Raw genomic sequence first — 23678 nt, 5'->3', positions numbered from 1 at the left:
TGCGGTCGGGTGAAGTGTCTTGTCGTCCCGTCCGGGCGTCGGAACCCGTTCCGACGTCACTGCGCGTCCGCGAGCCGTTCGACGCGCTCCAGCGAGTCGGCGTCCGCGGGGTCCTTGTCGGTCCGGACCTCGACGAACCGCGGGAAGCGGAGGGCGTAGCCCGACGAGTAGGTGGGCGACGCCTGGATCTCCTCGTACCCCACCTCGAAGACGACCTCGGGGCGAATCTCCACGTCGGTCCCCTCCTCCCGGACGACGTGCGGTTCGAGGAGCTCGGTCAGCTCCGCGAGCTGTTCGTCGGTGATGCCCGTCGCGACCTTGCCGATGGTCTCGAACCCCTTGCGGGACCCGGTCTCGCGTGCATCGGGGCTCCGTCCCGAGGCGTCGCCGTTCCGCGCCGACAGGAGGAACGTCCCGAGGTAGTTCGCGCGCCGCCCCTCGCCCCACTCGGCGCCCGTGACGACGAGATCGAGCGTCTCCACGTCCGGCTTCCGCTTGAGCCAGTTCCTCCCCCGTTTGCCCGGCGAGTACGTCGAGTCGGGGTTCTTGAGCATGATGCCCTCGTGGCCCGCCGCCAGCGCCTTCGCCTCGACCGCCTCGATCCGTTCCGGGTCCGTCGTGACGAGCAGCTCCGAGACGCCCTCGGCGAGGGCGTCCGAGAGCCGCGCGTACCGCTCCGTGAGCGGGGCGTCGAGGAGGTCCTCGCCGTCGGCGTGCAGGCAGTCGAACGCCCGGAGCTCGACGGTCACCTCCTCGCGGAGGCGGTCCACGTCGTGCTTCCGGCGGAAGCGCCGGAGGATCTCCTGGAACGGGAGCGGCTCGCCGTCCTCCCCGACCGCGACGGCCTCGCCGTCGACGATGGCCGGGACGGCGAGGTGCGTCTCGGCGTGTTCGACCAGTTCCGGCAGCGCGTCGGTCACGTCCTCCATGTTCCGGGAGTACACCGACGCCTCCTCGCCGTCGTAGTGCAACTGGACGCGGGCGCCGTCGTACTTGGTCTCGACGGCCGCCTCGTCCCACTCCGCGAGCGCGCCGGTGACCGTCCCCGCCTGCGCGAGCATGGCGCGGACCGGCCGGCCGACCTCCAGCGAGACGTCGCGCAGGCCGTCGACGCCCTCCTCCCGGGCGAGTTCCGCGACCCGACCGAAGTTGTTGGTCACCTGGAGGGCCGCCTCGACCGCGGCGACCAGTTCGTCCGCATCGTCGCCCTCCGGGCGGTCCTCGACGGGGGTGGTGACGTCCGCGCCGAGGAACGCCTCGGCGACCGCGTCGCGGACGGTCCCGCCGCCGACGCCGACCCGCATCTCGCCGAGCACGAGCCGCGCGAGGTACTTCGCCTCCGCGGGGGACGCGCGGTTGAACAGGCCGAACAGGACGTCCCGGCGGACGTCTTCGCTCCCGGCGCCCTCCGCGGCCGCGACGCGCTCGAACGACTCGAACACCTCGCGGACCGTCAGGTCCGTCCCGCCGGTCGCGTCGTCGGCCCCGTCGGCTCCGGCGGGGATACCGCCGTTTCCTTCGGCACCGCCGGCGCCGAACGCGGCGAGCCCGGTCTGCCCGCCGAAGTCGTAGCTCGCGGCGACCGCGCCGATCTCGCCGGTGTCCGCCAGCCTGTCCTCCACGTCGTCGGCGGTCACGTTCGTGCCCGCCGCCCGGGCGATCGCCTCGTGACAGAGCGACGGCCCGACCGCGAGCTTCCGGGTGTCCCAGCCGGGGAACACCCGGCCCTGGAGGAACCGCGCGACGACGTCCAGGTCCCCGTCCGCGTCGGCGAGCGCGCCCGCGACCAGGCCGACGGTCGCGAGGTCGGCCTCCTCGGCTTCGAGTTCGTCCGCCCGCTCGGCGAAGGCCGCGAAGTCCATACCGTCGGTCGCCGCCCGCCGCGAATAAACCCGCCGACTCCGCGGCTTCCCGGCCGACGGGGGCGGACCCCGGCCCGCTCGCCGTGCTCACTCCCCGGCGTCCCGGCGGATCTCGAGCTGTTCGGCGAGCCAGTTGCGCTGCCGGTCCTCGTCGCCGAGCCCCGCGAGCGGTTCGACCGTCCGTGCTCCCGCGGCGGCCATCCTGCTCTCCAGCCCGCCCCGCTCCACCAGCGTCTCGCGGACCGGCCTGCTCGCCAGCACGGCGACCTCCTCGAACTCGTTGCGCCTGACGAGGGCCGCGAGTTCCGACACCGTCTCCATCGCCCACCTGGCCCCCTCGGCCGGCTTCACGTCCGCGAAATCGACCTCGTCACGCTCTATCACCTCGTCGGGCTCGACGAGCCCGTGTGCCGCCGAGAGCACCAGCCACTCGTCGTAGCTCCTCCGGGCGAACTCCCGCTTCAGGCGGAAGAACTCGGTGTCGTACGCCTCCGCGGCCGGCGTCCAGGTCCGGGCCGGTTCCGGGCCGGCCTGCACGAGCCCGAGTGACACCATTTCATTGCGGTTTCGAACGGAGGAACATAACGGTTCTCACTACGGACGCGGCCCCCGCCGACGAGTTGAAGGGCGGTGCGGGCGGAGGGGAGGGCATGGCAGACGGCGACGCCGACATGGCCCCGCGGGTGGAGGACGTGCTCGACGTGGACGCCGGGGCGTTCGGGGAGCGGGCCGAGGCCGACGCCGAGACGGTGAAGGCGCTGCTCGCCGAGGGAGCGTTCGACAACCACCAGTCCATCGTCGGCCTCGAGTACGAGTTCTACGCCGTCACGGAGGGGCGCTGGCGCGGCGAGGAGGGACCGGGCGACACGTACGGGCTGAGCCGGGTCCCCCGACGCCTGCTGGGCCTCATCGGCTTCGAGAAGGAGCTGGGGCTCCACAACGCCGAGATGACGACGAGCCCCCAGCCGCTCAACGCCGCCGGCCTCCGGGCGCAGAACGCCGAGGTCCGCGCCCGCCTGTCGGCCGCCGAGGAGACGACGAGCGCGGAGGGGATGCGGCTCGTGAGCGACGGGATGTGGACCATCCCGCCGGCGGGCGAGACGGCGAGGGAGTACCTGACCGACTCCATCGTCGACGACGGCGTCCGGATCGCCACGAACATGAGCGACTCCGTCCGGTACCACGCGATGGCGAACGGCCCCACCGTCGAGGACACGTTCACGGTCGACGCCCCGCACGTCGACCTCGCGGCCGACACCGTGATGCCCGAGAGCCTCATCACCTCCATCCAGCCCCACTACCAGGTACCGAACGCCGAGGACCTGCCGACGTACCACAACCTGGCGCTCAGGGTCGCCGGCCCGCTGCTCGCGCTCGGCGTCAACTCCCCGTTCTTCCCGCCGGACCTGTACGCGGCCGGGACGACGCCCGAGGCGGTCCTCGCGGACGGCTGGCACGAGAACCGCATCGCCGTCTTCGAGTCGGTGATGAACGCCGGCGTCGGCGCCGAGAAGGTCCGGTTCCCCGACGACCTCGGGAGCGTCGAGGAGGCCGTCGACCGCATCGCCGCGGACGCGACCGTCGTCCCGATGGACGTCGGCGACGGCGACCGCTTCGACGACGCCTTCGCGACGCTCCGGCGCAAGCACGGCACGTACTGGCGGTGGGTCCGCCCGGTGTTCGACGGCGCGACCCGCTCGGCGGCCAACGCCCGCATCGAGTTCCGCCCGATCGCGGCACAGCCGACCGTCCGGGACTCGGTCGCCTTCCTCGCGGCGTTCGCGGGCCTGATGGAGAGCCTGCCCCGGCGTCGCCACCCCGTGGCGGACCTCCCGTGGGAGACCGCGGAGGAGAACTTCTACGCCGCGATGCGGGACGGCATCGACGCCGACCTGACGTGGTTCACCACCGACGCGGCCGAGACGACCCACTCGGACGTCGCGTTCGACGACCTGCTCTCGCACGCCGAGGCGGGCCTGGAGGACGCGGGGTGTAGCGAGGAGACCGCCAAACGCCACCTCGCGCCGCTGCGCCACCGCGCGGAGGCGGGCGTGACCCCCGCCGGGTGGAAGCGACGCGAGGTCCGCGAGCGACTCGACGACGGCGACCCCTTCCCGGAGGCCGTGCGAGGGATGCAGCGGGAGTACATCTCGACGCAGTCGGAGACGCTGCTCGACGGGAGCTTCGCGGAGTGGTAGGTCGGGACGGCGTTTTCGAGGAGTCGGGGCGAGTGGTGGGGAGCCAATCGCCCGGGGACAGACCACGACACTCGCCCGACCGTCCCACGGAGCGGGACTGAAAGGGACCGCGGCTGCCGGGGCGATCGACCGTTCACGCCTCCTTCCGAGCGTCGTCACCCCCGGACGGTAACCGTCATACCCCTCGACCCCCTATCCGAACCGTGACCGGAACTGGCGTCTCCCTCCACGACGGCGTCCACGTCGGCCTCTCGGACGGGACGACCGTCGTCGCCGACGCCGGCTCTCCCGCCGGCGACGTGAACGTCCTCACTCACGCGCACGGCGACCACCTGTTCCGCGGGAACCCCGGCCCAGTGGTCTGCTCGGCCGCCACCGCCGACATCGCGCGGTGCCGCCGGTCGAGCGCGACCGTCGAGCGGGCGAGCGACCCGCGGGTCGAACTCGTGAACGCGGGCCACGTCGCCGGGTCGCGGGCCGCCGTCGTGACCGACCCCGACGGCACCACCTACTGCTACACCGGCGACGTCTCGACGCGGGACCGGCTCTACCTCGACGGGTTCGAGCCGCCGGACGTCGACGTGCTCGTCGTCGAGGCCACGTACGGGACCCCCGAGTACGTCCTCCCGCCGCAGGCGGAGGTGGAGGCGGAGATCGGCGACTGGCTGGAGGAGACGATGGACCGGCCGGTGTTGTTGTTCGGCTACTCGCTGGGTCGGGCCCAGAAGCTCCAGGTGCTTGCGTCGTGGGCCCGGAGGGAGCGGGTGTTCGTGACCGACCCGGTCGCGAGCGTGAACGAGGCGATGGCGCCCCACGTCGACGCGCCGCTGGACGCGCCGACGTACGACTCGGACGTCGAACTCGGGCCCGGCGATGCGCTCGTGTTACCGGGCGGGAAGCGGAACCGGGGGCTCGCCGACCGCCTGCGGAGCCGACGGGACGCGCTCGTCGCCGGCTTCTCCGGCTGGGCGGTGGACGAGTCGTTCCGCTATCGGGGCGACTACGACGCGACGTTCGCGCTCTCGGACCACTGCGACTTCCGCGAGCTGTGTGAACTGGTCGAGGCCGCCGACCCCGATCGGGCGTACACGACCCACGGGTTCACCGACGAACTGGCGACCGAGTTGACCGCCCGCGGGTTCCCGGCGACCGCATTACGGAAGAACCAGGCGACGCTCGGCGACTTCTGACGGTGGGGATGCCGGCGGGACGCCGGAACGGAAAAACGAACGGAGTGAGGGGATCGGAGGCGCGGACGCGGACCGCACCGATCGCTCCTCCCCTTCCCGTGAAACCCGTCCTCCTCGTGGTCCGTTACGCCTCGGCGGCGAGCAGCTCGTCGATCTCCTTGTGGCGGGTGATCTCGACGCCCTCCTCCGTGACGACGGCGACGTTGATGCCGTTACCGGAGGCGAGGTCGCGTTCCACGGCCGACTTGATGGCGCGGGCGGCGACGGTCTTGGCCTCCTCGACGGACATGTCCTCGTCGTACTCCTGTTCGAGCACGCCGAGCGCGTACTGGGAGCCCGAACCGGTGACCGTGTACTCCTCCTCGGTCATGCCGCCGGCGGGGTCGATGGAGAAGACGTGTGCGCCCTCCTCGTCGATGCCGCCGAGGATCGGCTGGACGATGTAGAAGGCGCCCGAGCGCAGGAGGTTCCCCGTGAGCGTCGAGAGCGCGCGCATGCTCATCTCCTTGCCGCGACGCGCCTCGTAGAGGTTCGTCTCGGCCTTCAGCGTCTGGATGAGGTTCTGGGCGGCCGACACCGAGCCGGCGATGGTGAGCGCACCCCGCGGGTGGATCTGTTCGACCTTCTGGACGTCCTTCGAGGAGACCATGTGGCCGAGCGAGGCCCGCATGTCCGTCGCGAGCACGACGCCGCCCTCCGTCCGGAGGCCGACCGTCGTCGTGCCGGTCTTCATCGCCTCCCCCTCGTCCACCGCCCGGGCGCGGTCGTCCGCGTTCGGGAACTCGCCGAGTTCCGGACCGAAGACGGTCTCGTCGCCACCAAGCGGGTCGAGGTCGCCGATGTCGCGGGATGGTCGCATTGGACCTCGGTACGGGTCGGCCGCTGATAAAGTCATTCCTTCGGGAAGGGCTCCCCGCGTCCGAACCGGGAGGAGGTCCTGCCCCCGGTGGTGCTGGCTGCTCGCCGGTATCGTGGAGCGGTAAGGTAGGACTACTCGTCGGTCTCGGTTACTCGTCGGCCTCGCGCTGTTCCGCGTAGGCCCGCGAGACGCGGGCCACCGCGCGGTCGAACCCGAGTCGAACCCCCACGCGACGCGTGGTGAGCACGAGCGGGAACAGGAGGATGCCCGTGAGGACGGTGAACTGATGCAGGGTGAACAGCCCGGCACGGCGGACTGAATCGGTCGCGGTCATTGCGTGCTCGACTCCCAGCCGGGGCGTGTATAAAACAGTTTCGGCCAACGTATAGATCGGACACCGCCGCAGTCAGCCGGTTTTCCGAGTCCCCCCGAAACGGCGCGTCCTCGCGCTCTCGCTCGCGAGAACCGGGCCATTCCTGACGCCAACGGGAGTCATCGGCGTAACTTATGGGAAAGCCCCGGGTCGGGTCCGCGTTCCCACGTCGCTCCGAACGGGGGGGATGACGGCCCCGGAGCGGCGGTAATCGTGCGTCCGCGGACGACCGGACGTGCGCCGGGGTAGCAGGCCGGACGCGACGGCAGAACCACAAGAGTCGAAACCCTGCCCGCCCTCCCGGACGTATGAGCAACTACCTCGTCGTGCTCGAGGCGGCATGGTTGGTCCGGGACGTGGAGGACATCGACGACGCCATCGGCGTCGCGGTCAGCGAGGCCGGCAAGCGGCTGAACCAGCAGGACAAGGAGTACGTCGAGGTCGACGTCGGCGCCACGGGCTGTCCCGCCTGCGGCGAGCCGTTCGACTCGGCGTTCATCGCGGCGAGCACCTCGCTGGTCGGCCTGATGCTGGAGATCGAGATCTTCAACGCGGACGGCGAGGAACACGCCAGCCGCATCGCAAAGAGCGAGGTCGGCGGCGCCCTGCGGGACGTCCCGCTCGACGTCGTCGAAGTCATCGAGACCGAGGAGGGCGACGAGGACGAGTAGGGAGCCGGGGAGACGACTCCGAACGCGACCGCGCGTCGACCGAACACTTTTTAATTACCCGAGGTTATCCCGCGGGTATGGAACTGCCCACGCCACAGGACCTGCGCGAACGGCGCACGGCCCTCGATCTGACGCAGGCGGCGCTGGCCGAGCGGGCGGGCGTCTCCCAGCCGCTCATCGCCCGCATCGAGGGCGGGGACGTCGACCCCCGGCTCTCGACGCTGCGGGGCATCGTGGAGGCGCTCGACCGGGTGGAGGGCGACGTCGTCCGCGCCCGCGACCTCATGCACGAGGAGATCATCAGCGTCGCGCCCGACGACAGCGTCCGCGCCGCCGTCGACGAGATGGACGCGGAGGCGTACTCCCAGCTCCCGGTGCTGGAGGGTGGCATCCCGGTCGGCTCCATCTCCCAATCCGACGTCATCCACGCCGGCGAGGACGCGGGCGACCTCCCCGTGAGCGAGGTGATGTCCGAGTCGTTCCCGACGGTCGGCCCCGACGCGACCGTCGACGAGATCCGCAACCTCCTCGACCACTACAAGGCCGTGATGGTGACCGACGGCGGGGAGGCGATCGGCATCATCACCGAGGCGGACCTGGCCGCACAGCTGTCGTAGGCGCCGATCGACGACGGTCGGGGGCGGACCGGACGTTTCCCCTGCAGGGAGCCCGCTTTTGCGGATCGGGCCACTGGCACCGGTATGTCCGCCGGAATCCCGCCGGATATCGAGGAGCGACTCGTCGACGAACGGCTCGTCGCACACCTCGCCACCTGCCGTGACGGCAGACCGCACGTCGCGCCCCTCTGGTTCCGATACGACGACGGCGTCGTCGAAATCATGACCACGGGGCGAAAGCTGGAGAACGTCCGGAACAACCCCCGGGTCGCCCTCTCGGTCCAGGAGGACGAGGGCGGGCTCCCGCGGTGGACGGTCACCCTCCGCGGGACGGCGACGATCGTCGAGGACGAGGACGCCGCCAGGGAGGCGAACCGGCGGCTCAACCGGAAGTACGGCGTCGAGGAGGACGCCTGGTCCGGGAACGAACTCGTCCGCATCCACGTCGGCTCCGCGACCCACCGCACGTACGAGTGATCCCCGGATCGGCCGGCGGTGACGTCACTCGAGGTCGTCCTTCGTCTCGGGACGGGGGGCGTCCAACGTCGACCGAACCGTCCCCGCCGAGTTCGGGGACGACCGCCTGCCGTACCACAGGAGCGCGAGCGCGAGCACGAGTACGCTGCCGACGACGAACGGTGGGGTCCCGGCCTCCGCCATCGTCGACAGGAGCGTGTAGACGATCGTCAGCAGTACCGCCACCAGTATCGCGACGAGGAGCGTAACGGCCCGTCCCGGCGTCATCGTTCGTGACATGTTCGTACGGAGCGTCCGCACGTTCGCCTCGCAGGGCCATCAACGCAGTTCCGCGGTGACGTCCGGGAACTGATCGTACTGTGACCAAGTGGACCGGAAGCTCCCTCGACCACGCTTCGTCGGGCAGCGAACCGCGTTACAGTTCAAGCCCGCGGATCGCCACGCCCTCGCCCGCCTCGACGCGGCCCACGACCCGACCGCCGGTCTCGGCCGCGAGCGCCTCCGCGTCCGCGGGGGCGAGCGCCGCGACGAACCCGGTCCCCACGTTGAACGTCCGGTGCATCTCCTCCTCGCTCACGTTCCCCGCCGACCGCACGAACTCGAACACGGGCTGGGCCGGCCACGGGTCCTCGATCTCGTACTGAAGCCCGCCCATGCGCTCGAGGTTGGTCCACCCGCCGCCGGTGACGTGTGCGGCCGCGCGGACGCCGTGCTCGCGCATCGGGTCGAGGAGGTCGGTGTAGAGCCGCGTCGGCTCCAGCAGCGCCTCCCCCAGCGTGTCGTATCCCTCGAGCGGGCAGGGGTCCGCGTAGGTGCCCTCGCGCGTGACGGCCTCCCGGGCCAGGGTGAGCCCGTTCGAGTGGATCCCCGAGGACTCCCAGCCGACGAGCGCGTCCCCCGGCTCCGCGGTCCCGTCGAACACGGCGTCCTTCGGTGCGAGCCCCGCGCAGGTCCCGGCGAGGTCGAGCCCCCGGACGACCTCGGGCATCACCGCCGTCTCGCCGCCGACGAGCGCGACGTCGGCCGCCTCCGCGCCCGTGCGGAGCCCCTCGCCGACCTGCTCGGCGAACGTCTCGTCGGGCTCCTCGACCGCGAGGTAGTCGACGAACGCGACCGGACGGACGCCCGCCGCGACGAGGTCGTTCGCGTTCATCGCGATGCAGTCGATCCCGACCGTCGAGTAGTCCCCGAGCGCCTCCGCGACGAGCAGTTTCGTGCCGACGCCGTCGGTCGCGAGCGCGAGGTAGCGGTCGCCGATGTCCAGCAGGCCGGCGTAGTCGCTTCCGTCGGCGCCCAGGTCGCCGCCCGCGGCGGCGCCGACGAGCGCCGCCGTCGCCGCCTCGCTCGCGTCGATGTCCACGCCCGCGTCGGCGTAGGTGAGTTCCTCGGCGTCCCCGTCGGCGCGCTCGGTGGTCCTCCCAGCGTCCCCGTTCCCGCCGTCGTCTCCCATGCTCGCGGGGGCGGGGCGGCGGGGCAAAAGCCCTCCGACCCGGGTTCGACAGTAGAGAGAACCGCACTCGTTCGAGGGCTCCCAGCCCGATGGCTCGTCTCGTTGAGTCCCTCAGCCCCCACCGCAGTGACGACCGCGAAAGCCCCCGCGGCTGTCGGCTCCGGGGCCTCGCTGCGCTCCTCGGCTCGCTCATTTCGTTCGCCCGCCTACGGTGCTTACTTCGTCCGCGTTCGCCGACAGCCGCGTCCCCTTTCAGTCCCGCCCGACAGCACCGCACCTCACCCCCCCTTACCTCGGAGCGAGCCCCTCGGAACTCACCCTCGCTCACGGGCTCGCTCGCGTGACCAGCCTCCTGCGCTCCTCGGCTCGCTCCCTGCGGTCGCTCGCCTGCGGTGCTCGTCCCGCGCGCGTGCTCGCTTCGCGGGACTCGCTGCGCTCGACCCGCGTGCTCTCGTTCGCTTCACTCACGAGACCCCCACGAGGGGCTCGCCGTCACGCGCGCCGGTCCGGCGGTTCCGAGAGGACGACCTCGACCAGGGACAGTTCGTCCGCCTCGACCGCGTCGAGCGCGTCCGCGAACCCCCCGAGCGTCTCCGCTCGCGTGGCCGAGACGCCGAAGCTCTCGGCGAACGCGACGAGGTCCGGGTTCCCGAACCGGGTCCCGACCGACTCGCCGCGGTGCTGTTGCTGGTGTTCCGCGACGACCCCGTACTCGCCGTCGCGGTAGACGACGACCGTGAACGAGCAGCCGAGCCGCGTCGCCGTCTCCAGTTCCGCGGCGTTCATCAGGAAGCCGCCGTCGCCGGTCGCCACGACCACGTCGTCCTCCAGCGCGAGGTCCGCCGCGAGACCGCCCGGGACCGCGATGCCCATGCTCGCCAGCCCGTTCGAGATGACGCAGCGGCCCGGCTCGTACGTCGGGAAGTCGCGGGCGATGGCCAGCTTGTGGCTCCCGACGTCCGAGATCAGCACGTCCCCGTCGGCCATCGCCTCGCGGAGGAACGGGAGCGTGTTGGTCACCGTCACCGGGTCGGCCGCCTGCGGGCGCTCGGTCGCGTGCTCGTACACCCGTTCGTGGGCGTCGACGCACCACGCGTCCCACCGGCTCCCCATCGACTCGGCGAGCCGCGAGAGGCCCGTCGAGGGGTCCGCCACGATCTCGACGTCGGGGACGTAGTGGGCGTACACCTCCGCCGGCTCGGAGTCGAGGTGGACCACCCGCTTGTCGCGGTCGGGGTTCCAGCCGGCCGGGTCGTGCTCCGCGATGTCGTAGCCGACCGCGAGCACGCAGTCGGCGCGCTCGACCGCGCCGGCCGCCTCCCCGTCGGGCCCCGAGTCGATCGTCATCAGCGAGCGCTCGTCCCGGTCCGACAGCGCCCCCTTCCCCATGTAGGTCGCGACGACGGGGATCCCCGTCGAGTCCACGAACGAGCGGAGCGCGTCCGCCGCGTCCGTTCGGACCGCGCCGTTGCCGGCGAGCACGAGGGGGCGTTCGGCGGCCTCCAGCGTCTCGACCGCCGCCGAGATCGCCCCCTCCGCGGGGGCGGGTCTGGTCACCGCGTCCCGCGTCGGCAGCGGCTCGGCGCCGGTCGACTCGGCCGCGACGTCCTCGGGGACCTCGACGTGGGTGGCGCCGGGCTTCTCGTACTCGGCGACCTTGAACGCCTTCCGGACCGTCTCGGCGGTCGCCGCCGCGTCCGAGAGCTGCGCGTTCCACTTCACGAGCGGCTCGAACGCGTGGACGACGTCGAGCCGCTGGTGGCTCTCCTTGTGGAGCCGCTCGCGCCCGCCCTGGCCCGTGATGGCGACCAGCGGCGCCTTGTCGAGCTGGGCGTCCGCGACGCCCGTGATGAGGTTCGTCGCGCCGGGGCCGAGCGTGGCGAGACACACCCCCGCCTCGCCGGTCAGCCGGCCGTGGACGTTCGCCATGAACGCGGCGCCCTGTTCGTGGCGGGTCGGGACGAACGTCACCTCGGAGTCCCGCAGCGAGAACAGGAGGTCCTCCAGTTCCTCCCCGGGGAGGCCGAACACGTACTCGACGCCCTCGGCCTCCAGACAGCGGACGACGAGATCGGAGACGGTCATTCCGACAGGGAGTCCAGCCCCGTGGGCGAGTCGCCGTGCTGGACCCACACAGTCTTGCGGTTCACGAACTCCCTGATGCCGTGTCGGGAGAGTTCGCGGCCGTACCCCGAGTGTTTGACGCCGCCGAACGGGAGCCGCGGGTCGGACTTGACGATCTCGTTGACGAAACAGCAGCCCGCCTCGAACTCGCGGGCGACCCGTTCGCCCCGCTCCGGGTCGCCGGTCCACACGCTCGCCCCGAGGCCGAACTGCGTGTCGTTCGCCCTCTCGATCGCCTCCGCCTCGTCGTCGACCCGCCAGACGGACGCGACCGGCCCGAAGAGCTCCTCGTCGTCCGCGGGCGACCCGTCCGGGATCTCCGAGAGCACCGTCGGCGGGTAGTAGTTCCCCTCGCGGTCCATCGGCTCGCCGCCGACGTGGACCGTCGCGCCCGCGTCGGCGGTCGCCTCCACCTGCTCGTGGAGTCCATCCATGAGCCCCTCCTGTGCCATCGGTCCGAGCTCCGTCCCCTCGTCCGTCGGGTCGCCGATCGTCAACCCCTCCATCCCCTCGACGAGCCGGTCGAGGAACTCCTCGTACACGTCGTCGACGACGACGAACCGCTTGGCCGCGATGCAGGACTCGCCGTTGTTCTGACAGCGGCCGTACACCGCGCTCCGGACGGTCCGGTCGATCGGGGCGTCCTCGAGCACCACGAACGGGTCGCTCCCGCCCAGTTCGAGCACGGAGGGCTTCAGTTCGGCCCCGGCGGTCTCGCCGACCGAGCGGCCCGCCCCCACGCTGCCGGTGAGCGTGACCGCGCGGATCCGCTCGTCCTCGATGACATCGTCGACCTCGTCCGACCCGACGAGCAGCGACTGCAACGCCCCCTCCGGGAAGCCCGCGTCCCGGAACAGTTCCTCGATGGCGACCGCACAGCCCGGGACGTTCGAGGCGTGTTTCAGCAGGCTCACGTTGCCGGCGGCGAGGTTCGGCGCGGCGAAGCGGAACATCTGCCAGAACGGGAAGTTCCACGGCATCACCGACAGCACCGGCCCGAGCGGTTCGTAGGAGACGAGCGTGTGCGCGTCGGCCTCCGTGCCGATCACCTCGTCGGCCAGGTGCTCCTCCGCGTGTTCGGCGTAGTAGTCACAGCCGGTCGCGCACTTTTCCACCTCCGCCCGGGCCTGCGAGATCGGTTTCCCCATCTCGGCGACCATCAGTTCGGCGTACTCGTCGACCCGGTCGCGGAGCAGGTCGGCGACCTCGGTCAGCAGCGTCCGGCGGTGCGCGAACGACTCGTCGCTCCACTCCTCGAACGCCGCCGTCGCCGCGTCGAGCGCCTCGTCCACCTCGGCATCGGTGTGTTCCTCGTACGTCTCCAGCGTCTCGCCGGTCGCCGGGTTCACGCTCTCCATGGAACGGTGTACGTCGACCAGCGGCAAAGGTGTGGCCCGTGGTAACGCGGTCGTGTTCGGGTGTCGACCACCTGGTGGGGAACCGGACAACGACGGCGCGACTGCGAATCACGACCGGTCAAGACGGGATCGGAAACGTGGAGCCGTCACAGGACGCTGAGCCCGAGGATCACCGCCAGCACGGCGCTGACGAGGAAGCTGACGAGCCAGATCGGCGTGCTCCACTTCCGGACGGTCGCGCCGTCGAGCGGGCCGAACGGGATCAGGTTGAACGCCGCGAGGAAGAAGTTCACGGCGACGCCGTAGGAGCCGACGAGCCCGAGCGGCCCGAGGCCGATCCGGGTTCCGACCACCCACAGCGGGAGGAACAGCGCGCCGAGCACGACGTTCGTCGCGGGGCCGGCGAGCGCGATGAGGCCGTGCTGGCGCGGGGTGATGTGCCCCCGATGGTGGACCGCACCCGGCGCGGCGAAGAGGAAGCCGGCCAGCGCGGAGACGACCGCGAGGAACAGCATTCCGTAGTCGGCGCGGAACGCCGCCTGCTGGCCGAACCTGACCGCGACGACCTTGTGGGCGAGTTCGTGCAGGAGGAACGCGACGCCGGCGGTGAGCAGGCTCACGACGAACGCGGACGTGAGCGCCCCGACCTCGCCGGCCGAGAGCGCGTTCGTCAGCGCCGGGCCGCCGCCGAGGAAGAACAGCGCGAACGCGACGCCGAGCGCCAGCCACGCGACGAGCAGGTCGCGCCGCTCGGCCGCGGAGAAGGAGAGGCCGTTCACGCCAGCACACCCCAGACGACGCGGGCGCTCTCGCGGGCGCCCTCAAGCATCAGTTGCGTGACGTTCACGTCCGCGGCGCCGAAGAACTGCGGGACGACGTAGAGCGCGAACAGCGCGCTCGCGACGATACTCCCGACGTTCGTGGCCGCGACGATCATGATCAGCCGGAACAGCGGCACGTCGAACATGTCCGCGATCACCTCGCCGAGCGGGCGCGTCTCGTCCGAGAGGAGGTCGTTCAGCCGGCCGATGTCGGCGACGTTGACGGTGAGGTGGCGCAGTTCCATGTAGCCGGTGAACCAGCCCGGCGCGAGCAGCGGGTTGATGGAGGTCATCCACGCGACCAGCCCGCCGACGCTCGCGGAGGACCAGCGGGCGCCCGCGGCCTTGGCCAGCCCCGCCGCGAACGCCCCGTTGATGAGGAACCAGGCGCCGAACAGGGTGAGGAGCCGCTCGTTTCGAACGCCGGCCATGGCGAGCAGGAGGAAGAAGGCCAGGAACGCGACCGAGACGCCGTAGCCGACGACCTTGCCCCACGGAACGCCCCCGGGTTCGGCGGTGCCCGTGAGCGACTCCATCGGCGGAAGCGTCCCCGGGGACTCGAGGTACCGTTCGATCCCCTCGCGGTGGCCGGCGCCGACGATGGCGACGACCGAGAACCCCGACTCCCGGAGCCTCACGAGCCGGTGGGCGATGTAGGCGTCCCGCTCGTCGATGAGCGCCGCCGCGCCGCCGGGGGAGAACTGGCGGAACTCCTCCATCATCGCGGTCACCACGTCGGCGTCGGTCAACTCCGCGGGGTCGAACCCCTCGAAGTCGTCCAGGTCCTCCTCGGCGGCGAGTCCGACGCCGGTGACGCTCATGACGACCGCGGCGAGGAGCCCGACGCCGAAGCCGACGAGCAGCCCCAGCACGATGCTCCCCATCGCGCCGACGACGAACGGCGAGAGCAGGCCGGTGACGGCGTCGACGCCCGCGCCGGTGAGGAACGCCGCGACGCCGACGAGCGCGCCGACCGCGAGGGAGGCGAACACCCCGGGGACCGAGCGCAACTCGAACTCCGCCGCGAGGAAGTTCGCCAGCATCGCCGCGACGACGCCGGCCCACGCGCCGGTCGTGACCCGGGCCAGCAGCGCGTCGGTCAGGCCGAGCGCGCCGCCGAACAGCCCGAAGACGGGGCCGAGCAGGACGCCGACGAGCAGGCCGAAGGCGACCCCGGCGATGCGGGGGTCGGTGACCCCGAACGCGAGCGCGCCGACCATCCGGGCCTTCTCCACGAGCGACATCCGGGCCCAGAACCGCTGGATGGTGGTCTGGATGTCCCGGTCGACGAGCGCCACGTCGAGCCCCAGCCGCTCTGCCGTCTCGACGGCCGCGAGCATGTCCGCGCCGGGTTCGACGTCGAAGCGGTCGCCCAGCCGGTTCTGGACGTACGAGAGCATCCAGTAGGCGAGAAACTGGAAGACGGTGTTCCCCTGCAGGAGGTCGCCCGGGTCGAGGTCGTCGGGCGTCTCCCCCTTCATCTGCCGGTAGCGCCCCTCGTCGAGTTCGACCGCGACGACGTCGGGCCGCTCCTCGTCGACGACCGCCTCGACCTCCTCGACGGACTCGGCGGAGACGTGGGCGGTGCCGACGATGCGGACGCTCCCCTCGCCCGCCGCCCTGGAGGGCCGCGGAGGGGTCGGAGCGGCGTCTGCGGGGTCGTCGTTCATTGGCGGTCAGTATCTCCCGACCCCGTTTACGTGTGTCGGAGTCGTTCGTCGTGGTGCTGGTGTGGGTGTGATTCGACGCAGTTGGGCGTTTGGAAGGACGACATGGTAAGCGAGCGGAACACCTCGAAAGCCCCCGGGCGCTGGGCGAAGGCGCGGACCGACGAGCACCGCAGCGCGAGCGACCGAAGGGAGCGAGTGCGAGGAGCGCGGCGGCCGCACCGAGCCCAGCGCCCGGCCCCTTTCAGTCCCACCCGCCGGACGTTCGGCCGGACGACGCTGGCCCGACTACCCCTTCACGGCCGTGATCGGTAGTCCGCCAGTCGGCGTCGGCAGTGGGTCGACCGCCGCGCGTCCGCCGGAGCAATGGCTCAGCGACGCACGACCGACTGCCCGACGAGCCACCGGTCGGCAGTCCGACCACGACGCTTGCCCGACCTGGCCCGGGTGGGACTGAAAGGGGCCGCGGGTCTCGGGGAAGCCTGGTACCGCAAGCACCACGGGGCGCGAGCGAAGCGAGCGCCCGAGGAGCACAGCGTGTGCCACGCGACCCGAGACCCGCGGGGGCTTTCGCGGTCGTCGCCACCTCGGCAGTCGCCGTCCTGGGACGTTCGGATGCGGAGGACGATCGACGGCCACCCACGACGAATCGGCGATTCGCTTATGGGGAAGCGCTCCACACCTCGGCCAACTCGATGATCCGAAACCGCGAGGCGCTGGCGACCACCCCGGCGCGCGAGACGGCACTCGCCTGCGTCGAGGCCGGAATCGAGGCCGCGATGCCCGACCGGGCCGTCGAGCGCGCCCTCTCGCTCTCGGGCGGGACGCTCGCCGTCCGGGGGGAGACGTACGACCTCGACGCCTACGACCGCGTCCTCGTCGTGGGCGGCGGGAAGGCGTCGGCGCGACTCGCCCGGGCGCTCGTCGGCCTGCTCGGCGACCGCGTCGACGACGGGGTCGTGCTCGTCCCCGAGTCCGACGCGGGCGAGGCAGGACCGGTGACGCTCGCCCCCGGCGGCCACCCCACGCCGACCGACGAGGGGGTCGAGGCGACCCGGCGCGCGCTGGAACTCGCGCGCGGGTCCGACGAGCGGACGCTCGTGCTCGCGGCCGTGACCGGCGGCGGGAGCGCGCTGTTCGCGGCCCCCGCCGACGGCGTGTCGCTGTCGGCGGTCACGGCGGTCACCCGCGACCTGCTCGACGCCGGCGCCGCCATCGACGAGATCAACGCGGTGCGGACCGCCGTCTCCGCGGTGAAGGGGGGACGGCTCGCCGCCGCGGCCACCCCCGCGACCGTGGTCGGCCTCCTCCTGAGCGACGTGGTCGGGGACGACCCCGCCGTCGTCGCCAGCGGCCCGACCGTGCCCGCGGGGTCGACGCCTGGGGCGGCCCTGGCCGTGCTGGACGAGTACGACGTCACGGCCGACGAGATCCGGGCGTTCCTGGCGGACGCCGACCCCGGACCCACGTCGGACGACCCGACGTTCGACCGCGTCCGGACGGTCGTGCTCGCGGACGCGTCGACCGCCCTCGACGCAGCGCGGGAGGCCGCGGCCGACCGGGGCTACGACGCCCGGGTGGTCTCCACCGGCGTGACCGGCGAGGCGCGCGACCGGGGGAGGTCCGCCGCGGCGCTGGCCCGGACCGCTCGCGACTGCGGGGACGCGCCGACCGTCCTCCTCTCGGGCGGCGAGACGACCGTGACGGTCCGCGGCGACGGCCGGGGCGGCCCCAACTGCGAGTACGCGCTCGCCGCCGGAATCGCCCTCGCCGGGGGCGACCTCGGCGACGGCGACGACGGCGACGATGGTAGCGGGGAGGACCCCGGAGACGGCGCTCACGGCGACGGGGAGGCAGTCGGCGAGGGGGCCGCGCTCGCGGCGGTCGACACGGACGGCCTCGACGGCTCGACGGACGCGGCCGGCGCGGTCGTCGACGGGACGACCGTCGAGGACCCGGACGAGGCCCGGGAGGCGCTCGCGCGCAACGACGCGCTGGGCTTTCTCGAGGGGCGGGGTGCCCTGCGGACCGGGCCGACCGGGACGAACGTGAACGATCTCCGGGCGTGGGTCGTCGAGGGGGGACGGGGGCGCTGACGCGGGGTCGGGGAACGCGAAGCGGAGTCGCCGTTCGCCGACCGAACACGCGGTAGGTATTCCTACCCGCCTCACGAACGTGTACGTATGGATCACGAGGCGGAGGTCGCCGGCATCGGCGTGGGTGTCGGCCCCGACGGCGAGGAGGTCCCCGCGGTCGTGCTCCGCGTGCGCGAGGAGCTGCTGCCCATCTTCGTGACGCGCGACCAGGCGCAGTCGATCCGGCTCGCGATGGACGGGAGCGTGTTCGAGCGCCCCCTCACCCACGACCTGTTCGTGGAGATGCTCACCGAGTTCGGCGGCGCCGTGGACGCGGTTCGGATCGACGACATCACCGACGGGACCTTCTACGGCAAGATCGACGCCGAACGGTACGAGGACGGCGAACCGGAGAAGTTCGTCTTCGACGCGCGCCCCAGCGACGCCATCGCGCTGGCGACGCGGTTCGAGTGCCCCATCCTCGTGAGCGACGAGGTGATCGACGCCGCCGGCCAGTCGCCCGAGTCGGTGGAGATGAACGGCCCTGAGGAGTTTGGCGACGACGACCCGGGGCTCTAGGGGCGGCGAGGTGGGGTGCCGGCCGGGCGGGGCGCCGAGAATCACGACGAATAATCGTCGGGGAAGCTATAACAGGGGGCGCGCGCATCCGCCGGCAGGATGAGCGAGACGGACGACGCGCCCGCCGAGCGGGGACCCGTGGACGGCGCCGAGGGCGTTCACGGCGAGCACGACGAGCCAGCAGGGGACGCCGGCGGAGCCGAGGGGGTCGGCGGGGCCGAGCGCCTCGCGGAGGCGTACCTCGACCGGATCGAACCCGACGACCGCGCGGAGCGGGACCGGGCCGAGGCGGCGTTCTGGCGGGAACTGTTCGACGGGCTGGTCGCCGCCCTCCCGGAGAGCGCGCTCGTCGTCGACGACGGGGGGACGATCACCCACTGGAACGAGGCCCACTCCGAGATGGTCGGCATCGCCGAGGCCGAGGCAGTCGGCAACAACGCCCACGAGGTGCTCGGCACCGAGGGGGCCGAGGAGACGCTGGCCGAGGAGGTCGTGCGCGTCGGCGAGACGATCGCCGAGGACGCGATCCGCGAGATCCCGGCCAGCGACAAGGCGCTCCAGGTGTACGCCGTCCCGCTCGACGCGCCGGACGGCGAACCGGTCGGGGCGTTCTCGGTGGCGGCCGACGTGACCGACCACGTGCGGCGCCAGCGCGACCTCGAACGGCTCCAGTCGCGCGTGAGCGGCGCGGTCCGGGAGCGGACCGCCGACCTCGCCGACGCGGTCGAGGAGGTCGCCGAGTTCACCGACGACGCCGACCAGTTCGCCGCCGAGCAGGCCGAACGGATGCGCGAGGTCGCCGACGAAATGACCGAACAGAGCGCGACCGTCCAGGAGATCGCGGCAAGCGCCGAGCAGGTGACGGTCGCGAGCGACAGGACGCGGTCGCTCGTCGAGGACGGGGACGAGGCCGCGACCGAGGCCACCGAGGCGATGGGGAGCGTCGAGGGCGCCGCCGAGGAGGTCGCCGGTGCCGTCGACGACCTGACCGACCGGGCCGACGAGGTCGGCGAGGTGGTGGAGCTCATCGACGGCATCGCCGAGCAGACGAACATGCTGGCGCTCAACGCGAGCATCGAGGCGGCCCGCGCGGGCGAGGCGGGCGAGGGGTTCGCGGTCGTCGCCGACGAGGTGAAGTCGCTCGCCGAGGAGAGCCGCGAGCACGCCGAGCGCATCGAGACGCTCGTCGGCGACATGCAGGACCGGACCCACGAGACGGCGCGCCTGCTCGACGCGACGACCGGGGAAGTGGCCGCCGCCATCGAGCGCATAGAGGGGGTGACCGAGTCGCTGTCGGACGTATCGGCGGCCGTCGAGGAGACGGCCGACGGCGCCGCGGGGGTCGCGGACGCGACCGACGACCAGGCCGCCTCCGCCGAGGAGGTCGCCGCGATGGTCGAGTCGTCGGTCGAGGCGATCGAGACGCTGGAGGGCCGCCTGGAGGCGGTCGCGGAGACGGCGGCCGAGGGCCGCCGGCAGGTCCGCGAGGTCGAGGCCAGCGTCGACGAGCTGCGGGAGGAGTGATCGGGCCGGCGGCCGTCCGTCGCGAGGGACGGGATTTGATACGGGGCGGGCCGAACGGACTGGCATGACCGGCGACCCCGACCAGGTACCGCTGGCCGAGTCGTACACCGAGATGACCGAACTGCTGTTGCCGAACGACACGAACTACCTCGGCCGCGCGCTCGGGGGGACGGTGCTCCACTGGATGGACATCTGCGGGGCCATCGCGGGGATGCGCTTCGCCTCCGAGCAGGTCGTGACCGCCTCGATGGACCACGTCGACTTCATCTCCCCCATCGACCTCGGCGAGGTGGCCGTCGTCGAGGCGTACGTGTTCAACACCGGCCGGACGAGCGTGGACGTGAAAGTCGACGTGCGGGCCGAGAACCCCCGATCGGGCGAGGAGCGGCGGACGACGACCTCCTTTTTCACGTTCGTCGCGCTCGACGGGGACGGCCGGCCCACGCCGGTCCCGGACCTCGTCTGTCCGACCGGGGAGGAGGAGGAACTGCGGGACGGCGCCGTCGCGGAGCGGCGCGAGCAACTGGAGGACGTCGCGGACCGGCTCGGGACCTGACCGGCCCGAACCGGGACGGACCGGGCGGTGCAGATCGGGTCGAGGATCGGAGGGTCGGGTATCGGAGCGCGGACGGAGCCCCGTCAGCGGTCGGTTTCGGACGGCTCCGGTCGAGCGCCGAGCGTCAGTTCGACGGTCCGCTCCTCGCCCCCGCGGCGGACGGTGACGGTGACCGTCTCGTCGGGACTCGTCTCCAGGGCCAGCGTCGTCGAGAGGTCCGCCTGGGTACCCACGGGGACGCCCGCGATCGCGACGATCACGTCGCCGCCGGTCGGGACCTCCGTCCCCCGAACCGTCGTCGTCCCCGTGGCGGGGTCGAGGACGCCCTCCGCGGGGCCGTCGGCGACGGCGTCCACGACGACGACGCCGCCGACGGAGTCGAGGTCGTACGCCTCGGCCACCGCGGGCGTGACCTCGAGGAGCCTCGCGCCCAGGTACGGGTGCTCGTACTCCCCGCCCTCGGCCAGCGCAGGGACGACGCGCCCGGCGAGCGCCGCCGAGATGGCGAACCCGACGTTCTCCCCGCCGGCGGAGCTGACGACGCCGACCACCTCGCCGTCGAAGGTGACGAGGGGACCCCCGCTGTTTCCGGGGTTGAGCGCGGCGTCCGTCTGGACCGCGTCGGCGATGCGGAACTGGTTCGGCGCGGGGAGCAGGCGGTCGACGCCGCTGACGATGCCCTCCGAGGCGGAGCCGGCGAACCCGTACGGCGAGCCGATGGCGAGCACAGGCGTCCCGACCGGCGGCTCCGGGTCCGCGTCGACGAACGGGAGCGACGTCGCCGACGCCGGGGGGTCAGTCGCGTCGAGGACGGCCAGGTCGCTGTACGTGTCCGTCCCGAGCGCCTCGGCGCCGCGCCACTCGTTGCCGTCGAAGCGGAGTCTCACCTCGTCGGCGCCCGCGACGACGTGCTCGTTCGTGATCACCCGGCCACCGGGGCCGACGAAGCCGGAGCCCTGCCGGGAGGGTCCGGAACGCCCGTAGACCTGCACGCCGACGACCGAGGGGAGGACCGCCTCGTAGACGTCGGTCGCGGTCGTGCCGTCGGGTCCGTTCTGCGGCGGCCCGGAGCTCCCGACCTGTACGCAGCCGGCGACGCCGGCGAGGGTCGAGGCCCCGGCGCACGCGAGGACGTCGCGTCGAGTCGGCATAGCCACGGGTTCGTGGGATCCCTGTTAATTCCGGCGCCCGGCGGGGCAGGTTCCGCCCCGACGGAGGTCCGGACCGAGCGAAGCCGCCCCGGCCGGTCCCGTCGGCAAGTCTTTGCCCGGGCGGGGGGAACGTCACCGCATGAGCCTCGACGTGGACCGGCCAGACCCGCCGGCGCTCCGCACCGTCGACCCGAGCACGTACGACGACACCGAGGTGGGGGGCGACGACTACCGTCGGGACGAACTGTCCGAGTACCTCGAGGACGGCGCCTGGGCGGACGCGTTCGACCAGTGGGCCGCCCACACTGACCTCGACGAGGGGGAGTGGACGGTCGTCGAGGACCTCGACCTCGTGAGCCGGTTCGACTTCTTCTGGGACGACTTCGCGGACCGCGTCGGCTATCACGCGCCCGGCATCCCCGAGGACTGGAAGGAGCGCGACCTCCACGACTGGCTGGACTCGTGGTCGCAGGTGTCGGCCATCAACGCGACCCTCACCGAACTCGGCCAGATCGTCTGTGACGTGCTGAAGGAGGAGTACGTCGAGTGGGAGAGCGAGTTCGAGGAACCCGAGGACCTGCCCGACTTCTGAGCCGCCGGTAGCGATTTACCGGAGCAGTCCAACGTTCGAGCATGGTCACGGAGACGGAGCGGGACGACATGACGTGGTACCGGTGTGAGCGGTGCGGGCTCATGCTGGACGACCGCGAGGACGCCCGTCAACACGAGCAGAACTGCGACGCGGAGGAGCCGTCGTACCTGCAGTGACCCCGTCCCCTACGCCGCCTCGTCCAGCCTGACGGTCAGGACGGGCACGTCCGCGGTCCGGACGACCCGGTCGGTGACGCTCCCGAGCAGGAACCGCTCGAGCCCCCGCCGGCCGTGCGTCGCCATCACGATCAGGTCGATCCCGTACTCGTTCGCGTAGTCCACGATGGTGTCGTGGGGGTCCCCCTGCAACACCTCCGTCCGCCTGCTCACCGCCGGGTCGAGCGCGGCCGAGACCTCCTCGACGAGTTCGGTCCCCTTCTCGGAGAGCACGTCCACGGTGTTCCCGGCGGCGAGGGTGGTTACGCTGTCGCGGTTCGTGTCGGCGACGTGGAGGACGTGGACGGTCGCGCCGTACGTCGTCCCGAGCGACTCGGCGTGCGCGAGCGCGGCCCCCGTCCCGTCGCTGCCGTCGACCGGGAGCAGAACGTCGTCGTACATGTGCGGAGGATACGGATGGTGGCTACTTCGACCTGCTGGCCAGCAGTAGGGATCCGGACGGACTCGGAACTGCGCCGGCCGAGCGGACCCGGAACCGCGCCGTCCGGACCGACTCAGAACTGCTCCTCGGCGATGCGCTCCGCGTGCTCGCGCGACTCCGCGGCCACCCACCGGACCTTCGCGGCCTCGCCGTACGCCAGTTCCTCCTTCAGTTCGTCCCGCAGCACGCCGACGCCGTAGCCCAGCGACTCCCCCTCGGCGTCGCCGAGTTCGTACACCCCGTACCGTTCGGGCGCCGCCCCCACGGCGCCCCGGTCGAACTCCCGCCACCGCCGACGGAGGCTCACTCCTCCCCCCCGTCCGGCGTCGACGGCTCCACGGCGTCGGTGGCCTCGGCCGACTCCGCGTCCGTCCCCTCGACGAACTCGTAACTGTGCTCGCCCCAGTCGTCCTCGGCGAAGACGAACACGCGGCCGCGGGCGACCTCGGGGTCCGCCTCCAGTTCCGTGCGCTGGCCGCCGGGACGGCGGGCCGTGACGCCCGGGAACAGTTCCTCCTCCTCGCCCTCGCCGAGCATGACCCGGCCGACGCCGGTGTCCCGGAGGATGTCGTCGTGGGTCTTCAGGTCGTTCACGTACACGAGGACGCCCTCCGTCTCCGTGGGGTCGGTGACGAGGACGTGGGTCTCCTTGCCCGGCGGGGTCGTGAGCGACCCCTCGACCGCCTCGGGGACGCCGTGGTAGAACGTGACCCTGCCGTCCAGGTACTCGACCTCGATCCCCTCCTCGCGGAGGGCGACCGAGACCGTCGCGGGGGCGACGTCGCTCCGGTTCGGCGCGCTCATGGACGGCGGTACTCGCGGCGGGGGAATAAGCCCCGCGACGGACGCCCCGCCTCGCGGGCGTCCCCCCGATATT

General features: G+C 72.1%; 25 protein-coding genes. 11 read left to right on the top strand and 14 right to left on the bottom strand.

Annotated elements, in window-relative coordinates:
• Window positions 1-56: 56 nt before the first annotated feature.
• Together ligA and HUG12_RS11545 are read right to left on the bottom strand one after the other, a co-directional pair.
• Window positions 57-1862, bottom strand: a complete 1806-nt coding sequence (gene ligA / locus HUG12_RS11550) for an ATP-dependent DNA ligase LigA (protein ID WP_179268913.1) — start codon at window positions 1860-1862, stop codon at window positions 57-59.
• 87 nt (window positions 1863-1949) lie between these two features.
• Complete coding sequence (locus HUG12_RS11545) at window positions 1950-2417, bottom strand: DUF6884 domain-containing protein (protein WP_179268912.1); 468 nt, start codon at window positions 2415-2417, stop codon at window positions 1950-1952.
• Between the two features lie 95 nt (window positions 2418-2512).
• On the opposite strand from HUG12_RS11545, the gene HUG12_RS11540 reads away from it, so the two are divergent.
• Together HUG12_RS11540 and HUG12_RS11535 are read left to right on the top strand one after the other, a co-directional pair.
• Window positions 2513-4060 carry a hypothetical protein gene (locus HUG12_RS11540; protein ID WP_179268911.1) on the top strand — a complete coding sequence of 516 codons (1548 nt, stop codon included), beginning with the start codon at window positions 2513-2515 and terminating at the stop codon, window positions 4058-4060.
• 203 nt (window positions 4061-4263) lie between these two features.
• Window positions 4264-5250, top strand: coding sequence for an MBL fold metallo-hydrolase (locus tag HUG12_RS11535; RefSeq protein WP_179268910.1), 987 nt, complete (start codon window positions 4264-4266; stop codon window positions 5248-5250).
• 124 nt (window positions 5251-5374) lie between these two features.
• Here HUG12_RS11535 and psmB read toward each other — a convergent pair whose 3' ends face one another.
• The gene (gene psmB / locus HUG12_RS11530) at window positions 5375-6109 is read right to left on the bottom strand and encodes an archaeal proteasome endopeptidase complex subunit beta (RefSeq protein WP_179268909.1); all 735 of its coding nucleotides are present in this window, start codon (window positions 6107-6109) and stop codon (window positions 5375-5377) included.
• 148 nt (window positions 6110-6257) lie between these two features.
• The gene (locus HUG12_RS11525; RefSeq protein WP_179268908.1) at window positions 6258-6443 is read right to left on the bottom strand and encodes a hypothetical protein; all 186 of its coding nucleotides are present in this window, start codon (window positions 6441-6443) and stop codon (window positions 6258-6260) included.
• Between the two features lie 347 nt (window positions 6444-6790).
• Here HUG12_RS11525 and HUG12_RS11520 point away from each other — a divergent pair, with 347 nt between their 5' ends.
• The 3 genes from HUG12_RS11520 to HUG12_RS11510 all read left to right on the top strand — a co-directional run bounded on the left by HUG12_RS11520 (window position 6791) and on the right by HUG12_RS11510 (window position 8247).
• Window positions 6791-7153 carry a DUF555 domain-containing protein gene (locus tag HUG12_RS11520; protein ID WP_179268907.1) on the top strand — a complete coding sequence of 121 codons (363 nt, stop codon included), beginning with the start codon at window positions 6791-6793 and terminating at the stop codon, window positions 7151-7153.
• 77 nt (window positions 7154-7230) lie between these two features.
• Complete coding sequence (locus HUG12_RS11515; protein WP_179268906.1) at window positions 7231-7770, top strand: CBS domain-containing protein; 540 nt, start codon at window positions 7231-7233, stop codon at window positions 7768-7770.
• A gap of 84 nt (window positions 7771-7854) precedes the next feature.
• Window positions 7855-8247 carry a pyridoxamine 5'-phosphate oxidase family protein gene (locus HUG12_RS11510; RefSeq protein WP_179268905.1) on the top strand — a complete coding sequence of 131 codons (393 nt, stop codon included), beginning with the start codon at window positions 7855-7857 and terminating at the stop codon, window positions 8245-8247.
• A gap of 24 nt (window positions 8248-8271) precedes the next feature.
• Here HUG12_RS11510 and HUG12_RS11505 read toward each other — a convergent pair whose 3' ends face one another.
• The 6 genes from HUG12_RS11505 to HUG12_RS11480 form a co-directional block, all read right to left on the bottom strand.
• On the bottom strand, window positions 8272-8526 hold the full coding sequence (locus HUG12_RS11505) for a hypothetical protein (protein ID WP_179268904.1): 255 nt from the start codon (window positions 8524-8526) through the stop codon (window positions 8272-8274).
• Between the two features lie 136 nt (window positions 8527-8662).
• Complete coding sequence (gene purM, locus HUG12_RS11500; RefSeq protein ID WP_179268903.1) at window positions 8663-9697, bottom strand: phosphoribosylformylglycinamidine cyclo-ligase; 1035 nt, start codon at window positions 9695-9697, stop codon at window positions 8663-8665.
• Between the two features lie 492 nt (window positions 9698-10189).
• Entirely contained in the window at window positions 10190-11782 is a 1593-nt protein-coding gene (locus HUG12_RS11495; protein WP_179268902.1) for an acetolactate synthase large subunit, read from the bottom strand.
• Window positions 11779-13179 (bottom strand): NAD-dependent succinate-semialdehyde dehydrogenase, encoded by a 1401-nt coding sequence (locus tag HUG12_RS11490; RefSeq protein ID WP_179268901.1) that lies wholly within the window; start codon window positions 13177-13179, stop codon window positions 11779-11781. The genes HUG12_RS11495 and HUG12_RS11490 overlap by 4 nt, the downstream gene beginning before the upstream one ends.
• Before the next feature lie 146 nt (window positions 13180-13325).
• Complete coding sequence (locus tag HUG12_RS11485) at window positions 13326-13958, bottom strand: zinc metalloprotease (RefSeq protein ID WP_179268900.1); 633 nt, start codon at window positions 13956-13958, stop codon at window positions 13326-13328.
• The gene (locus tag HUG12_RS11480; protein WP_179268899.1) at window positions 13955-15670 is read right to left on the bottom strand and encodes a TraB/GumN family protein; all 1716 of its coding nucleotides are present in this window, start codon (window positions 15668-15670) and stop codon (window positions 13955-13957) included. The genes HUG12_RS11485 and HUG12_RS11480 overlap by 4 nt, the downstream gene beginning before the upstream one ends.
• A 692-nt stretch (window positions 15671-16362) precedes the next feature.
• On the opposite strand from HUG12_RS11480, the gene HUG12_RS11475 reads away from it, so the two are divergent.
• From HUG12_RS11475 to HUG12_RS11460, 4 genes are all read left to right on the top strand, one after another.
• Window positions 16363-17763, top strand: a complete 1401-nt coding sequence (locus HUG12_RS11475) for a glycerate kinase type-2 family protein (RefSeq protein WP_179268898.1) — start codon at window positions 16363-16365, stop codon at window positions 17761-17763.
• A gap of 87 nt (window positions 17764-17850) precedes the next feature.
• Window positions 17851-18321 (top strand): bifunctional nuclease family protein, encoded by a 471-nt coding sequence (locus tag HUG12_RS11470; protein ID WP_179268897.1) that lies wholly within the window; start codon window positions 17851-17853, stop codon window positions 18319-18321.
• A gap of 99 nt (window positions 18322-18420) precedes the next feature.
• On the top strand, window positions 18421-19845 hold the full coding sequence (locus HUG12_RS11465) for a methyl-accepting chemotaxis protein (RefSeq protein ID WP_179268896.1): 1425 nt from the start codon (window positions 18421-18423) through the stop codon (window positions 19843-19845).
• Window positions 19846-19909: 64 nt separating this feature from the next.
• A complete protein-coding gene (locus tag HUG12_RS11460; protein ID WP_179268895.1) occupies window positions 19910-20401 on the top strand; it encodes an acyl-CoA thioesterase in 492 nt (163 codons plus the stop codon).
• 83 nt (window positions 20402-20484) lie between these two features.
• On the opposite strand, the gene HUG12_RS11455 is transcribed toward HUG12_RS11460, so the two are convergent.
• The gene (locus HUG12_RS11455; protein ID WP_179268894.1) at window positions 20485-21552 is read right to left on the bottom strand and encodes a S1C family serine protease; all 1068 of its coding nucleotides are present in this window, start codon (window positions 21550-21552) and stop codon (window positions 20485-20487) included.
• A gap of 139 nt (window positions 21553-21691) precedes the next feature.
• Here HUG12_RS11455 and HUG12_RS11450 point away from each other — a divergent pair, with 139 nt between their 5' ends.
• The gene (locus HUG12_RS11450) at window positions 21692-22144 is read left to right on the top strand and encodes a hypothetical protein (protein ID WP_179268893.1); all 453 of its coding nucleotides are present in this window, start codon (window positions 21692-21694) and stop codon (window positions 22142-22144) included.
• A 41-nt stretch (window positions 22145-22185) separates the two neighbouring features.
• Window positions 22186-22320 (top strand): DUF7128 family protein, encoded by a 135-nt coding sequence (locus HUG12_RS21880; protein WP_281362294.1) that lies wholly within the window; start codon window positions 22186-22188, stop codon window positions 22318-22320.
• 9 nt (window positions 22321-22329) lie between these two features.
• On the opposite strand, the gene HUG12_RS11445 is transcribed toward HUG12_RS21880, so the two are convergent.
• The 3 genes from HUG12_RS11445 to HUG12_RS11435 all read right to left on the bottom strand — a co-directional run bounded on the left by HUG12_RS11445 (window position 22330) and on the right by HUG12_RS11435 (window position 23605).
• Complete coding sequence (locus HUG12_RS11445) at window positions 22330-22761, bottom strand: universal stress protein (protein WP_179268892.1); 432 nt, start codon at window positions 22759-22761, stop codon at window positions 22330-22332.
• 113 nt (window positions 22762-22874) lie between these two features.
• Window positions 22875-23108 carry a DUF7508 domain-containing protein gene (locus HUG12_RS11440; RefSeq protein WP_179268891.1) on the bottom strand — a complete coding sequence of 78 codons (234 nt, stop codon included), beginning with the start codon at window positions 23106-23108 and terminating at the stop codon, window positions 22875-22877.
• Window positions 23105-23605: a DUF5796 family protein gene (locus HUG12_RS11435; protein ID WP_179268890.1), complete on the bottom strand. Its 501-nt coding sequence runs from the start codon at window positions 23603-23605 to the stop codon at window positions 23105-23107. Before HUG12_RS11435 ends, HUG12_RS11440 begins: the two co-directional genes overlap by 4 nt.
• Between the last annotated feature and the right edge of the window lie 73 nt (window positions 23606-23678).

The sequence above is a fragment of the Halorarum salinum genome (genome assembly GCF_013402875.1).
GTDB lineage: Archaea > Halobacteriota > Halobacteria > Halobacteriales > Haloferacaceae > Halorarum > Halorarum salinum.
The sequence above is the reverse complement of the archived record's forward strand: the minus strand, read 5'-3'. Positions and strand labels throughout refer to the sequence as shown.